This is a genomic window from Streptomyces sp. F63, assembly GCF_018070345.1.
GTDB lineage: Bacteria > Actinomycetota > Actinomycetes > Streptomycetales > Streptomycetaceae > Streptomyces.
Window position 1 is genome coordinate 1 of record NZ_JAGPXX010000044.1, and the last position, 13,411, is coordinate 13,411.

The 13,411-nt window shown below is 74.9% G+C and carries 9 protein-coding genes; 4 read left to right on the forward strand and 5 right to left on the reverse strand.

The window, feature by feature from the left end:
* Nucleotides 1–416: 416 nt before the first annotated feature.
* Both KBZ10_RS27280 and ptsP read left to right on the forward strand, forming a co-directional pair.
* Nucleotides 417–866 carry a PTS glucose transporter subunit IIA gene (locus KBZ10_RS27280; protein WP_210990408.1) on the forward strand — a complete coding sequence of 150 codons (450 nt, stop codon included), beginning with the start codon at nucleotides 417–419 and terminating at the stop codon, nucleotides 864–866.
* Between the two features lie 84 nt (nucleotides 867–950).
* Nucleotides 951–2,621 (forward strand): phosphoenolpyruvate--protein phosphotransferase, encoded by a 1,671-nt coding sequence (gene ptsP / locus KBZ10_RS27285; RefSeq protein ID WP_210990409.1) that lies wholly within the window; start codon nucleotides 951–953, stop codon nucleotides 2,619–2,621.
* Between the two features lie 93 nt (nucleotides 2,622–2,714).
* Here ptsP and KBZ10_RS27290 read toward each other — a convergent pair whose 3' ends face one another.
* Both KBZ10_RS27290 and KBZ10_RS27295 read right to left on the reverse strand, forming a co-directional pair.
* Nucleotides 2,715–3,626 (reverse strand): hypothetical protein, encoded by a 912-nt coding sequence (locus KBZ10_RS27290; protein ID WP_210990410.1) that lies wholly within the window; start codon nucleotides 3,624–3,626, stop codon nucleotides 2,715–2,717.
* A gap of 292 nt (nucleotides 3,627–3,918) precedes the next feature.
* The gene (locus KBZ10_RS27295; RefSeq protein ID WP_210990411.1) at nucleotides 3,919–5,958 is read right to left on the reverse strand and encodes an acetoacetate--CoA ligase; all 2,040 of its coding nucleotides are present in this window, start codon (nucleotides 5,956–5,958) and stop codon (nucleotides 3,919–3,921) included.
* Between the two features lie 330 nt (nucleotides 5,959–6,288).
* Here KBZ10_RS27295 and KBZ10_RS27300 point away from each other — a divergent pair, with 330 nt between their 5' ends.
* The gene (locus KBZ10_RS27300) at nucleotides 6,289–8,676 is read left to right on the forward strand and encodes a TIM-barrel domain-containing protein (protein ID WP_210990412.1); all 2,388 of its coding nucleotides are present in this window, start codon (nucleotides 6,289–6,291) and stop codon (nucleotides 8,674–8,676) included.
* A 62-nt stretch (nucleotides 8,677–8,738) separates the two neighbouring features.
* Here KBZ10_RS27300 and KBZ10_RS27305 read toward each other — a convergent pair whose 3' ends face one another.
* Nucleotides 8,739–9,278 carry an NUDIX domain-containing protein gene (locus tag KBZ10_RS27305; RefSeq protein WP_210990413.1) on the reverse strand — a complete coding sequence of 180 codons (540 nt, stop codon included), beginning with the start codon at nucleotides 9,276–9,278 and terminating at the stop codon, nucleotides 8,739–8,741.
* 608 nt (nucleotides 9,279–9,886) lie between these two features.
* Between KBZ10_RS27305 and KBZ10_RS27310 the strand changes: the two genes are divergently transcribed.
* The gene (locus KBZ10_RS27310; protein WP_210990431.1) at nucleotides 9,887–10,723 is read left to right on the forward strand and encodes a M15 family metallopeptidase; all 837 of its coding nucleotides are present in this window, start codon (nucleotides 9,887–9,889) and stop codon (nucleotides 10,721–10,723) included.
* A 44-nt stretch (nucleotides 10,724–10,767) separates the two neighbouring features.
* On the opposite strand, the gene KBZ10_RS27315 is transcribed toward KBZ10_RS27310, so the two are convergent.
* The gene (locus KBZ10_RS27315) at nucleotides 10,768–11,376 is read right to left on the reverse strand and encodes an ATP/GTP-binding protein (RefSeq protein WP_210990414.1); all 609 of its coding nucleotides are present in this window, start codon (nucleotides 11,374–11,376) and stop codon (nucleotides 10,768–10,770) included.
* A gap of 303 nt (nucleotides 11,377–11,679) precedes the next feature.
* Entirely contained in the window at nucleotides 11,680–13,371 is a 1,692-nt protein-coding gene (locus tag KBZ10_RS27320) for a GAF domain-containing protein (RefSeq protein ID WP_307847628.1), read from the reverse strand.
* Between the last annotated feature and the right edge of the window lie 40 nt (nucleotides 13,372–13,411).

Genomic DNA, 13,411 nt, shown 5'->3' on the forward strand with positions numbered 1-13,411 from the left:
CTTGCCGCCCGGACGGGGTATCAACATATCTGGCGTTGACTTTTGGCACGCTGTTGAGTTCTCAAGGAACGGACGCTTCCTTCGGCCCCGTCTCCGGGCCCTCCGGGCGCTTCCCTTCGGTGTTTCCCACCCTACCAGTGCTTCTGACTCTCTCCGACCAGTGCCCCAGGGGCATGCGGAGAGCGGAAGTCGATTGCCACTTCACAGAGTTGGAGGGTGCCACCCACTCGGCACGGCCGATCCGGCGATGCTCCCTCGTGGGCAGGGGTTCGACAGTACAGCGCACCGCCACGGCAAAGCAAATCGATTCGGCACCAGCCCGTTTGGGGTCCCTTGACTTAGGCTGCTGGCAGCACGCCGCCCCGGGCACGACCCGCCGGGCGCCGCTCGATCAATCTCTGCTTGAGAGGCATTCCATGACCACCGTGACGTCCCCGGTCGCCGGCCGTTCCATCGGACTCGCGGCGGTGCCCGATCCGGTGTTCTCCGGTGCGATGGTGGGACCGGGCACCGCCGTTGACCCCGTGCGCGAGCCGTCCGTCGCCGTCGCGCCCGTGGACGGCATCGTCGTCTCCCTGCACCCGCACGCCTTTGTCGTCGTCGACGAGGAAGGACACGGTGTGCTGACGCATCTGGGCATCGACACCGTGCAGTTCAACGGTGAGGGTTTTGAACTCCTGGTCGGCAAGGGGGACACCGTGCGCCGGGGCGACTCGATCGTGCGGTGGGATCCCGCGCAGGTCGAGGCGGCCGGCAAGTCCCCGGTCTGTCCGGTCGTGGCGCTGGAGGCCACCGTGGAGTCGCTCTCCGACATCTCCGAGTCCGGTGACGTCGCCGCGGGCACCGTTCTCTTCTCCTGGACCTGAGCACGACGCCGTCGCGGAACGGCGGACACGACTTCCCCCGCGGCGGGCGGCAGGGCCCGGCCGCATCGATCGGAGACGGGTGCGATGAACACAACACTGCGAGGCGTCGGTGTGAGTCACGGAGTGGCGATCGGCGAGGTCCGGCACATGGGGACGGCGGTGCTGGAGCCGCCCGCCAAGCAGATTCCCGAGCACGAGGCGGCGCGTGAGCAGGCCCGGGCGCGGCGGGCCGTGGAAGCGGTGTCCGCGGACCTGACGGCCCGGGGGCAACTGGCCGGGGGTGAGGCGCAGGCGGTGCTCGAGGCCCAGGCGATGATGGCCCAGGACCCGGAGCTGATGGCGGACGTCGACCGCCGGATCGCGGTGGGCAGCACCGCCGAGCGTGCCGTGTACGACGCCCTCGCGGCGTACCGGTCGCTGCTCGCCGGGGCCGGGGAGTATCTGGCCGGGCGGGTGGCAGACCTGGACGATGTGCGGAACCGGATCGTGGCGCGGCTGCTCGGGGTGCCGATGCCCGGGGTGCCGGACAGCGACGAGCCGTACGTGCTGATCGCGCGGGATCTGGCCCCGGCCGACACGGCATTGCTCGATCCGACGCTGGTGCTGGGCTTCGTCACCGAGGAGGGCGGTCCCACCAGCCACAGTGCGATTCTGGCGCGGGCCCTGGGGGTGCCGGCCGTCGTGGCGCTGCCGGGGGCGTGCGACCTCGGGGAGGGAACGGTCGTCGCCGTCGACGGGAGCACCGGTGAGGTGTTCGTGTCGCCGGGCGCGGAGAAGCGGGCGGAGATCGAGGCGGCCGCGGCCGAACGGCGCGCGGCGCTGTCCGCGGTGACCGGGCCGGGGGCGACCTCGGACGGGCACAAGGTGCCGCTGCTGGCCAATATCGGCGGGCCGGCCGATGTGCCGGCGGCGGTCGAGGCGGGCGCCGAGGGCGTGGGGCTGTTCCGTACCGAGTTCCTGTTCCTGGACGACGGCGAGAACGCGCCGCCGGAGGAGAAGCAGGTCGATGCCTACCGGACGGTGCTGGAGGCGTTCCCGGAGGGCCGGGTGGTGGTACGGGTACTGGACGCGGGGGCCGACAAGCCGCTCGCCTTCCTGACCCCGGCCGACGAGCCGAACCCCGCGCTCGGTGTGCGGGGCCTGCGGAGCCTCCTCGACCATCCCGAGGTGCTGCGGACGCAGCTCACGGCACTGGCCCGGGCCGCCGAGGGACTGCCGGTCTATCTGGAGGTCATGGCTCCGATGGTGGCGGACCGCACCGATGCGCGGGCGTTCGCCGACGCCTGCCGTGAGGCCGGCCTGCGGGCGAAGTTCGGGGCCATGGTGGAGATCCCGTCCGCCGCGCTGCGGGCCCGGTCGATCCTGCAGGAGGTGGAGTTCCTCTCGCTGGGCACCAATGACCTCGCGCAGTACACCTTCGCGGCGGACCGGCAGGTCGGCGCCGTGTCACGGCTGCAGGACCCCTGGCAGCCGGCGCTGCTCGACCTGGTGGCGGTCTCGGCGGAGGCCGCCAAGGCGGAGGGCAAGAGCTGCGGGGTGTGCGGGGAGGCTGCCTCCGATCCGCTGCTCGCCTGCGTGCTGACGGGGCTGGGGGTGACGAGTCTGTCCATGGGCGCCGCCTCGCTCCCGTATGTGCGCGCGACGCTGGCCCAGCACACCCTGGCCCAGTGCGAGCGGGCTGCGGCCGCCGCCCGGGCGGCCGACACGGCCGAGGAGGCGCGGCGAGCCGCGCAGGCGGTGCTGTCCGGGGAGTGATTCCGGCGCGGGACCGGCGGACGCGGTTCCCCTGGGGCGTGGGGCGGGCCGGTGGCCGCTCCGCCGCGGCGGAGCGGCCACCGGCTGTCTGCGTCAGCCCCCGTCCGCCGGTGGCCCGCAGCAGCCGTCCGGTTCCGGGAGGTCGAAGCCCGGGAGGTGGTCGACGCCCGGTTCCGGGGCCACCGGTTCGCCGGTCTCGGGGTCGGTGCAGTAGGCGGAGAAGACCTCGGCGGCCGTCAGGGGGCGGAGCCAGGCGCCGCGCAGGGCCCAGCCGCGCAGCCGGTCGCGGCCGTCGGGGACGCTGGTGCGCAGGACGACTCCGCCCGGGGCGCCGGTGGCGATCCCGGCGGCGAGCACCGAGCAGAACAGCAGAGTCTCCGCTTCCGGGCTCCGCAGCCCCCCGCGCTCCCCGCTCTCGACGTGGAGGGCGGCGGTGAGCGGCGCGGGACCGGCGGGCATGCTGCAGACGAGGTGGTGGACGCCCGGGCCGGCCGCGGCGGCGAGCCGCAGCAGGGCCTGGGAGGCGCGGCTGCAGGCGGTGCGGCCGATGTCCTCGCCGCAGCCGGGGCAGGCGCCCGCGGCGGCCAGGAGCGTGGTGGCGAACTCCAGACCGGCGCGGCGCTCGGCGGCGTCGACGAGTTGGGGCAGCAGCAGGCCGACCGGCTGTCCGTCGTAGGGGACGGTGGCGCCGGCCGCGGCGACCTCGGCCGTGTAGCGGGCGCGGCTGGCCGGCTTCGCCGGATCGAGTGCGTGCTCGGTGCAGTAGGCGTGGTAGCGGTCCGGATCGAGGAGGGCGACCGTGGTGTGGCCGTCCCGGGCCGCGAGGGCGCGGAGCGCCTCCTCGGTCTGGCGGAGGTAGGCGCGGTAGCCGCCGAGTGCGGTGAAGGGCGGGTACTCCCGCATGGCGGCGAAGTCGTCCTCGTCGGCGAGCAGGGCGAGGGTGGCGGTGGCTTCGCGGAGCAGCGGCTGCCGGGCGGCCGTGGTCTTGCGGTCGGATCGGGACATGGCCAGGACTCCCCCTTGGTTACGTGTGGTTCCCAGCGGAACCGGATTTATCACTGAACGTAACCGAGGGGTGTGACATCGTGTCCCGGCGTCGCGTGCGGACGGGCGAGGAGGGGCGGTGGCCGGCGGCTCCGGGGCCGTGTGCCCTCCCCCGGGTCCGCGGCGCGGGCATCGCACCCCGTCGCGCCGCCGGGCGCACCTCCGTGCAGGCGGTACGGGCCCGGCCCCGGCGCCGGGCGGGGCGCCGGGGCCGCCGGCCGCGGGCCGGTCCACGCGGTTGGCGGGGCCGCCCTCAGGGGCGGCGGGCGGCGCGTTGCTCGGCGAGGCGCCCGTAGAAGCGGAGCAGTTCGAGGTTGTCGACGGAGCCCGGGTTGACCGCCTTGTCGAGTGCGATGCCCTGGAGGAGCCGCTTCACCGGGACTTCGATGCGCTTGCCGGTGAGGGTGTGCGGGACGCCCGGGGCCTCGATGATCTCGTCGGGGACGTGGCGGGGTGAGAGCTGCTCGCGGATGACGCGCTTGATGCGGTCGCGGAGGGCGTCGTCGAGGACGGCTCCGTCCGCGAGGTGGACGAAGAGCGGCATCCAGTAGCCGCCGTCGGGCTGTTCCACGCCGATGACGAGGGATTCCCGGATCTCGGGGAGCCGTTCGACGGCCTCGTAGATGTCGGCGGAGCCCATGCGGACGCCCTGGCGGTTGAGGGTGGAGTCGGAGCGGCCGTGGATGACGACGGAGCCGCGGGGGGTGACGGTGATCCAGTCCCCGTGGCGCCAGTTGCCGGGGAACATGTCGAAGTAGCTCTCGCGGTACCGGGATCCGTCGGGGTCGTTCCAGAAGCGGATGGGCATGGACGGCATGGGGTTGGTGACGACGAGTTCGCCGACCTCGCCGGTGACGGGCCGCCCCTGCGGGTCCCAGGCCTGGAGGTCGGTGCCGAGGCCCGGGGCCTGGAGTTCGCCGATGTGGACGGGGAGGGTCGGCACGGCGCCGGCGAAGCAGCTGCAGACGTCGGTGCCGCCGCTGACGGAGGCGATCCACAGGTCCTCGGACACCTCGTCGTGGATCCAGCGGAAGCCGTCGGGCGGGAGGGGGGAGCCGGTCGTGGCCACGCACTGGACGCGGGAGAGGTCGAGGTCCCGGCCGGGGTGGACGCCGGCCTTGCGGCAGGCCATGACGTACGCGGCGGAGGTGCCGTAGACCGTGGCGCCGGTGCGTTCGGCGACGCGCCACTGGGCGTCGGTGCCGGGGTAGCCGGGGCTGCCGTCGTAGAGGACGACGGTGGTGCCGGTGAGCAGGCCGGAGAGGAGGAAGTTCCACATCATCCAGCCGGTGGAGGTGTACCAGAAGAAGCGGTCCTCCGGGCCGAGGTCGCAGTGGAGGCCGAGCTGCTTGAGGTGTTCGACGAGGATGCCGCCCTGGGACTGGACGATGGCCTTGGGCAGTCCGGTGGTGCCGGAGGAGTACAGCACCCACAGCGGGTGGTCGAAGGGGACGTGCTCGAAGACGGGTTCGGTGTCGGCGGCGGTGAGGGCGTCCCATTCCAGGGCGCCCTCGGGTGCGGGGGCGCCGAGCAGCGGGATGTGCACGGTGGCGCGCAGGCCGGGGAGTTCGCGGCGGAGTTCGGCGACGGTCTCCGTGCGGTCGTGCTCCTTGCCGCCGTAGCGGTAGCCGTCGACGGTGAAGAGGACGACGGGCTCGACCTGCTGGAAGCGGTCGAGGACGCTGCGGGCGCCGAAGTCGGGGGCGCAGGAGGTCCAGACGCCGCCGACGGCGGCGGTGGCCAGGAGGGCCACGGCGGCCTGGGGGATGTTGGGGAGGTAGCCGCTGACGCGGTCGCCGGGGCGGACGCCGAGGCGGCGCAGTTCCGCGGCGAGCGAGCCGACCTGGCGGCGGAGTTCGGCCCAGGTGACGGGGCGCGGCTCGTGTGTCTCGTCGACGTGCAGCAGGGCCGGCTCGCCGGCGCGGGCGGAGTCCTCGGCGGCGCGGAGGGCGTGCTCCGCGTAGTTGAGGGTGGCACCGGGGAACCAGGTGGCGCCGGGCATGGAGGGGTCGGCGAGCACGGTCTCGTACGGGGTGGCGAAGCGGACGTCGAACCACTCGGTGAGCGCCTGCCAGAAGGTCGCCAGTTCGTCCACGGACCAGCGGTGCAGGGCGGCGTAGCTCGCGGCGGGGTCGCCCGGGACGGCGGCGGGGGCGCCGAAGCGCTCGGCGGCCCAGGCCTGGAAGCGGGTGAGCCGGGCGCCCTCGATCCGGTCGGCTCCGGGGCTCCACAGGGGCTCCTGCTGCTCCGGTCCGTCGGCGGTCGTCGGTGCTGCGCTGTGCGCGGCGGTCATGGCGGCTCCCGTGCTGTGGTCACGCGTCGTGTGCGTCGTCGCCGCGCACGGCCCGGCCCCCGGGGTGGTGGCCGGGGGCGTGCGTGTGCGCGGCGGCTGTGCAGGACGATGCCATGGGATCGGCCCGCGCACCAGGGCGGGTCCACCACAGCGGGTCGCCGGGGGGTGTGCGTGCGCCACACGCGGGGCCGTGCGCCGGGGTGTGCCCTGTGCTCCCGCGCCCGTCGGACGACAGCCGTCCGGGGGGACGGCCAAGGTGCGGTGAACGACAGTTGAACAAAGGACTGCCGGACTCTCCCCGGTGACCGGCCGGGTGGCAGTCTGAGCAGCATGGATGCGCGGGGCCTGGTGCGGTCGGTGGGAGTGCTGGGAGCGGCCCGGGGGGTGCGGTCGGCGTGGCGCCGGAGCCGGGCGGACGCGGTGGCACTGCCGCGCCCGGGGGCGGAGCGGGCCCGGGTCCCGGGAGCCGCCGAGGGCGCGGAGCCGCGGCCCGGGGGCGGGGTGGTGCGGTTCGCGCGGTCTTCGCTGCTGGTGCGGGTGACGGTGGGCGGTGCGGTGTTCTGCGGCTGGGACGGTGCCGGGCCGGAGCCGTCGTACGCCCTGGCGCACGGCTGCCCGGCGGCCGACGCGCGGGCGGAGCTGGAGCCCGACACGGAGGGCGGCTGGCGGGTCGTCTCCGAGCGGATGACGGTGGCGGTCTCGCACCGGGGCGCGGTGGAGTTCCGCACGCCGGGCGGGGTGGTGCTGCGGCGGGACCTGCCGCCGCGCTGGTGGGACCCCGTGGACACCGCGGCCGCCGGGCCCCCTGCCGGGGGCGGGTCCCGCTGGACGCAGTGTTCCCGGGTGGCGGCGGACGCGCGGTTCTTCGGGCTCGGCGCCCGGGCAACGGGACCGCGGCTGCCCGACGGGGCGTACCGGCTCTGGAACACGGACCCGGGCGGGGCGTTCGGGCCGGGGAGCGATCCGCTGCCGGTGACGATGCCCGTGCAACTGGTCGTCGCGGACGCGGGCACGCATCTGGTCTTCCACGACAACTCCTGGAACGGCTGGGCCCGGCTGCGGGAGGGCGCGGAGGGCGCGGGTTCCGGGCACGACCGGCCGGGCAGTTGCGAACTGCGGTTCGATGGCGGTCCGGTGCGTTCCTGGACGGTGGTGGGCGGGCCGGCCCGGGTGCTGCGCGGCTGGACCGCGCTCACGGGGGCGCCCGCGCTTCCGCCGGGCTGGGCGTTCGGGCACCAGCACGCCTGCGGCGCGTACGGCGGCGACGACGCGGTCGGCCCGCGGGCCGTGGCCGCGGCGCACCGGGAGCTCGGGCTGCCGCTGTCGGCGCTGCACGTGAGTCCGCCCGGTCTGCCGGCGCGGCGGAGGGGCGGGGGCGGGCCCGCCGGGGAGACCGCCCGCGGGGCCGGTCACGGGAGCGGGCCCTCTTCGGGGGCCGGGGCCGGGACCGAGCGGGTCCGGCTGGTGACGGCCGTCCGTCCCGCGGTGCGGGCCGAGCGCGGTGATCCCGTGTACGACGGCGGGGTGGCCGCCGGCGCCTTCGTCCGGGACGCCCGGGGCCGCGCGGTGCGGGGCCTGGCGGCGGCCGGGGAGGCGGTGTTCCCGGACTTCACCGACGCCCGGGTGCGCACGTGGTGGGGCGGGCTGCTGGAGAAGCGGCTGCCCCGCGGTACCGCCGGTCTCTGGCTGGACGGGAACGAGCCGCTGTCCCTGGCGGCGTTCGGCGACGCCACGCTGCCGCTGTCGGCGCGGCACGCCCTGGACGGCCGGGAGGGGGACCACCGGGAGGCGCACAACGTCTACGGTCTGCTGATGGCGCGGGCCGCTCACGAGTACCTGTTCGACCTGCGCCCGCGGGAGCGGCCGTTCCTCGTCTCCCGCGCGGGCTGGGCGGGCACGCAGCGCTACGGGGGCGTGGTGGCCGGCCCGGCCGTGGCGGACTGGCGGGGGCTGCGGGCGTCACTGTCGCTGGTGCTCGGGCTGGGGCTGTGCGGGGTGCCGTACTGCGGGCCGGATGTCGGCGGCGGTGAGCCGCTGCCGGCGGAGCTGTTCCTGCGCTGGTTCCAGCTGGCCGCGTATCTGCCGCTGTTCCGCACCCGGTCCGCGGACGGCCACGGCGGCGCGGGACCGCGGGAGCCGTGGGACGCGGCACCCTGGGTGCTGGAGCACGCCCGGGCGGCGCTGGCCGGGCGCGAACGGCTGCTGCCGTACTTCCTGACGCTGGCGCGGATCGCGCGGCGCACTGGGGCGCCGTACGTCCGTCCGCTGTGGTGGGGTACGCCCGCCGACCGGCGGCTGCGGGACTGCGGGGACGCCTTTCTGCTGGGGGACGCGCTGCTGGTGGCACCCGTGCTGGAACCGGGGGCGGTCCGGCGCGCGGTGCGGCTGCCGCGCGGGCGCTGGTACGACACGGTGACCGGAGACGTCCACGAGGGGCCCGGCACGGCCGTGCTGGAGGCGCCGCTGTCCCGGATCCCGGTGCTGGCGCGGGCCGGCGCGGTGCTGCCGGTGGCGTCGCCGGCGGGCGGCATGGAACTGGAGGTGTGGGCTCCGGCCCCCGGACGGACCGGGCGGGGGGTGTTCGCCGCCGGCACGGGCGACGGTTCGGAGCGCTCCCGCTTCGAACGGTTCACCACCCGGCGCGAGGGCGGGCGGGTGGTGGTCGAACGCGAGGGCGGCGGAGAGATCGCGCTGCCGCTGCGGATCCGCGGGATCTGAGGGCCGCGGCCGCCGGTGACTCCGGAGTGCGGTCCCGCCCCGGCGGACGGGAGGGGTGCCCGTCAGACGGGCGCGTAGCGGTAGCGGCCCACGAACCAGCCGCGGGCGGCCTCCGTGTGCAGGGGGAAGGCGAGTTCGGCGGGGGCGTGCAGGATCCGCCAGCCGTCGGTCTCGTCGGTGGGGGCGGACGGCGGCAGGTCCGCCGCGTCGCGTTCGGGCAGCAGCCCGAAGACGAGCAGGTGCCCGCCGGGGGAGCTGAGGACGTCCGCGAGGCGCACCTCCCGCTCGGCGGCCTCGATGCCCGTCTCCTCACGGAGTTCACGGACGACGGCGGCACGCCAGTCCTCGCCGTGGTCGATGAAGCCGCCCGGCAGGGCGAGCCGTCCGCGTCCGGGCTCGATGGCCCGGCGCACCACGGCCAGCCCCGCGCCGCCGGCCCGTCCGCCGTCCGCCGTGCGGACGGGGAGCAGGGCCACCGCGACCGGCAGCGGGTTGCGGTACGCGACGCTGCCGCAGCTCGCGCAGGTACGGGGCCATCCGGTGCCGGGAGGGAAGGCGGCACCGCAGGAGGAGCAGTGGGAGTCCGGTTGCGGCTCGGTCATCACGGGCGGACTGTAGCGGACGCGGCGTTCTCCCCGGGCGGCTTCTCCGGACCCCGTCCCGGCCGGATCCGTGAGGGAGGCGTCACGGCGGACGGGGTGCGGGCGGCCCCGGCGGCCGGGCGACCCGTATCCGTGTCCCCCTGGCGCGACGTATCGCGCCGCCGGTGCGAGGGAACGGGACCGCGGGCGGGTGGCCACGGGCGGCTGCGGCCGTTTGGACGGCGGTGGGCGGGTAACCCCGCACGGTGCGCGCCGCGTCCCCGGCCCGCGGCCGGCGGCGCGGCCGCGCGCGGGGCACGGGGCGCGGGCGGTGGCCGTCGCGCTCGCGGCCGCCCCGGGCAGGCGGAGCGCCGTCCCGGGACTTGCGGGCGCGGCTCCCGGGGAGGCGCGGAGCGTGACCGGGGCGGAGCGGGACGGCATGCGAGGAGGCAGCGGGCAGGGACGCGGCCCGACGCCGGACCGCCGTGGTCCGCGGTGCGCCGCGTGGTTCTCCGGAGGAGGGTCCGCCGGTGCGGTTTCCCGGAAGGCCGACGTGCGGTAAAGGACTTCACATGCCTCAACTCCTGTGTCCCGGAAGCACCGTGTTCCGTACCGGCGTGCGCGCCCGGATGGCGGCCGCTGCCACCGCCCTGCTCGTCCTGGCCGCCGGCGCACCAGCCGCCTCGGCCGCCTCGGCCGCCCCGGCCGCCCCGGCCCATGCCGGTCCCCGCGAGGGCCGGGAGCCGCGTGCTCCACGCGAGTTCGTCGACCTGCGGTCCGTCGACCGGACGATACTGCACGACATCCGCTACGCCACGGAGCACAACTTCGTCGGGGACCGGATCGACGGCTACCGCAAGCCGCTGTGCCTGCTCACCGAGCCGGCCGCCCGGGCGCTCCAGCGGGCCCAGCGCGATTTCCGGGCCCGCGGATACACCCTGAAGGTCTACGACTGCTACCGCCCGCAGCGGGCGGTCGACCATTTCGTGCGCTGGGCCGAGGACCGCGGCGACCAGCGGATGAAGCGGGAGTTCTATCCGGATGTCGACAAGTCCCGGCTGTTCGAGGACGGCTACATCGCCGAGCGCTCCGGGCACAGCCGCGGCAGCACCGTCGATCTCACGCTGGTGCGGCTGCCGGCCCGGAAGAGCGGGCATTACCGGCCCGGCATGCCGCTGGTGCCGTGCACCGCGCCGCGGGGGGAGCGGTTCCCGGACAACTCCGTGGACATGGGCACCGGGTACGACTGCTTCGACACCCTCTCCCACACCCTCGACGAACGCGTCCGGGGCGGGCAGCGGAAGAACCGGCTGCTGCTGAAGGAGGGGCTGGAGCGCGTGGGCTTCGTCAACTACGCCCGGGAATGGTGGCATTACACCTATCAGCCCGAGCCTTTCCCGGACAGCTATTTCGACTTCCCCGTCGACGGCCGTTCGCTGTCCGGACGGGACCGCGCGAAGCGATGACCCCGCGGAGCGGGGCCGGTTGCGGGGAGCGCACGGCGGGCCGGTCAGGTGGTGACGGGCTCCGGCTGGTCGGAGGCGAAGTCCATGGCGTGTTCGACGACGGAGATCAGAACCTCCTTGGCGGAGGCCCGTTCCCGCACGTCGCAGAGGATCACCGGAGTGCCGGGAGTGAGGTCGAGGGCCTCACTGACCACCTCGGGCGGGTAGCGGTCGGCGCCGTCGAAGCAGTTGACGGCGACGGTGAACGGGATGCCGCGGCGCTCGAAGTAGTCGACGGCCGCGAAGCTGTCGCTCAGCCGCCGGGTGTCGGCGAGGACGACCGCACCCAGCGCACCCTGCGCCAGCTCATCCCAGAGAAACCAGAACCGGTCCTGCCCCGGGGTGCCGAAAAGGTACAGGACCAGATCGTCGCGGAGCGAGATCCGGCCGAAGTCCATGGCGACGGTGGTGGTGCGTTTGTCCTCGACGCCTTCGAGGGAGTCCACCGGCCGCCCGACCTCGGTGAGCATCTCCTCGGTGCGCAGCGGCTTGATCTCGCTGACCGTGCTGACCAGGGTCGTCTTGCCGACGCCGAAGCCGCCCGCCACCAGGATTTTCAGCGTGACCGGCTCGACGGCGGCCGCGCCGCGGCGTTCAGAACGCCCGAAGACCATCGATCTGTTCCTCCGTGTCATAGGGGCCGCGGGCCGGAGCGGTTCCGCGAGGCCCGGACGGGCCGTCCGGCACCGGCGGGCCGGGTCCTCCGGCCACGGTGACGGACCGGCGCCGCGGGCAGCGGAACCGGGCAACTCCCCCGGGACATGCGATCGTTCCCGATGGACTCTAGTCCCGGCAAGTGCCCGGCGTGTCACCGCCTCCGCCGGAACGGGCCCCGGGACGGGGCCGGGACGGGTGGCGTGCCGGACATCGCGGGATTCGCCCCGCCCCGGAGCCGGGTGCGCGGGTCCAGGGTGCGGTCAGTCCGCCTCCAGCGGCACCCGCCAGGTGACGGTCGTGCCGCCGCCGGGCGTGCCGGTCACCTCGAAGGAACCGCCGAGTTGTTCGGCCCGCTCGGTGAGGTTGCGGAGTCCGCTGCGGCGTCCCCCCTCCGGGATGCCCACCCCGTTGTCGGAGACCGTGAGGACGAGTTCCGTGGCGGTCACCTTCACGGCGACGTCGGTGCGGGTGGCCTGGGCGTGCCGGGCGGCGTTGGACAGGGCCTCCCCGAGGACGGCGACCGCGTGGTCGGCCACCTGGCGGGGCACCTGGGTGTCGAGCAGGCCCTCCATGCGGAGGCTCGGCGGGAAGCCCATCGGCCCGGCGATCTCGCCGACCGCCTGCGCGATCCGGGCACGGAGGTTGTGGCCCTCCCCCGGCTGGCGGGAGCGCAGGCCGAAGATCGTCGACCGGATGATCTTGATGGTCTCGTCCAGGTCGCCGACCGCCCGCACCACGCGTTCGGAGGCGCTGTCGTGCTCGATCAGGCGGGCGGCGCTCTGCAGGGTCATACCGGTGGCGAAGAGCCGCTGGATGGCGAGGTCGTGCAGGTCCCTCGCGATGCGGTCACGGTCCTCCAGCAGCGCGATCTGCTCGGCGTCCTGCTGCCGCTCGGCGAGCTCCATGGCCACGGCGGCCTGTCCGGCGAAGCCCAGCAGCGGCTCCGTCTCCTGGTCGCTGAAGGAGGGCCGGTCCTTCTCCCGGACGAGGAGCAGCACGCCGCGGACGCCGGTGGCGGTGCCGATGGGCACGGCCACCGCCGGGCCGAGACCGACGAACCGTTCCGGCCCGGCGGAGATCCTGGGGTCGTCGGCGGCGTCGGAGCTGGTCACGGGGACGGCTTCGCGGAAGGCGAGCCCGCACAGGCTGGACCCGATGGGCAGCACCAGACCGCGGTGGATGTCGGACTCGCGGCCGATCGCCAGCTCCACGACCAGATTGGTCCCGTCCCCGACGGGCAGGGCGATGACGGCCAGCACGGAGGACGTTATCTCCCGGGCGCGCTCGGCGATCCTGCCCAGCACCTCGCCGCGCGGACGGCCGGAGAGCAGCTCGTAGGTGACCTCGCCGCTCGCCCGCAGCCAGCGCTCGCGCTGCCGGGACTCCTCGTACAGCCGGGCGTTGTCGATGGCCACGCCGGCCGCGACGGCGAGGGTGGACAGGACGGCCTCGTCCTCGTCGTCGAACTGCCCGCCGCCCCGCTTCTCGGTGAGGTACAGATTGCCGAAGACCTTGCCGCGGACCCGGATGGGCGTGCCGGCGAAGCTGTTCATCGGCGGGTGGTTGGCCGGGAAGCCGTAGGAGGCCGAGTGCTCGGAGAGCTTGGCCAGCCGCAGCGGCTCGGGGTTGCGGATGAGCTCGCCCAGGATGCCGTGGCCGGCGGGGTACGGGCCGATGGCGGCGATCTCCTCCTCGCTGAGGCCGACCGTGAGGAACTTCACCAGCCCCTTGCCGTCCTCACTGATCACGCCGAGCGCGGCGTACTGGGCGTCCACCAGGGCCGCGGCCGCCTCGACGATGCGCTGGAGCACCCCCTCCAGGTCCAGCTCCCGCCCGACCGACAGCACGGCCTCCAGCAGGTGGTGCACGCGGTCCCGGGTGCCCCGGGCGGCGTCGATCCGGGACTGCAGCTCCTCCAGCAGTTCGTCCAGCCGCAGCTGCGGCAGACGCACCGCGCCGCTCTCCTCGGGGGTTCCCACCCTGTGCTCACCT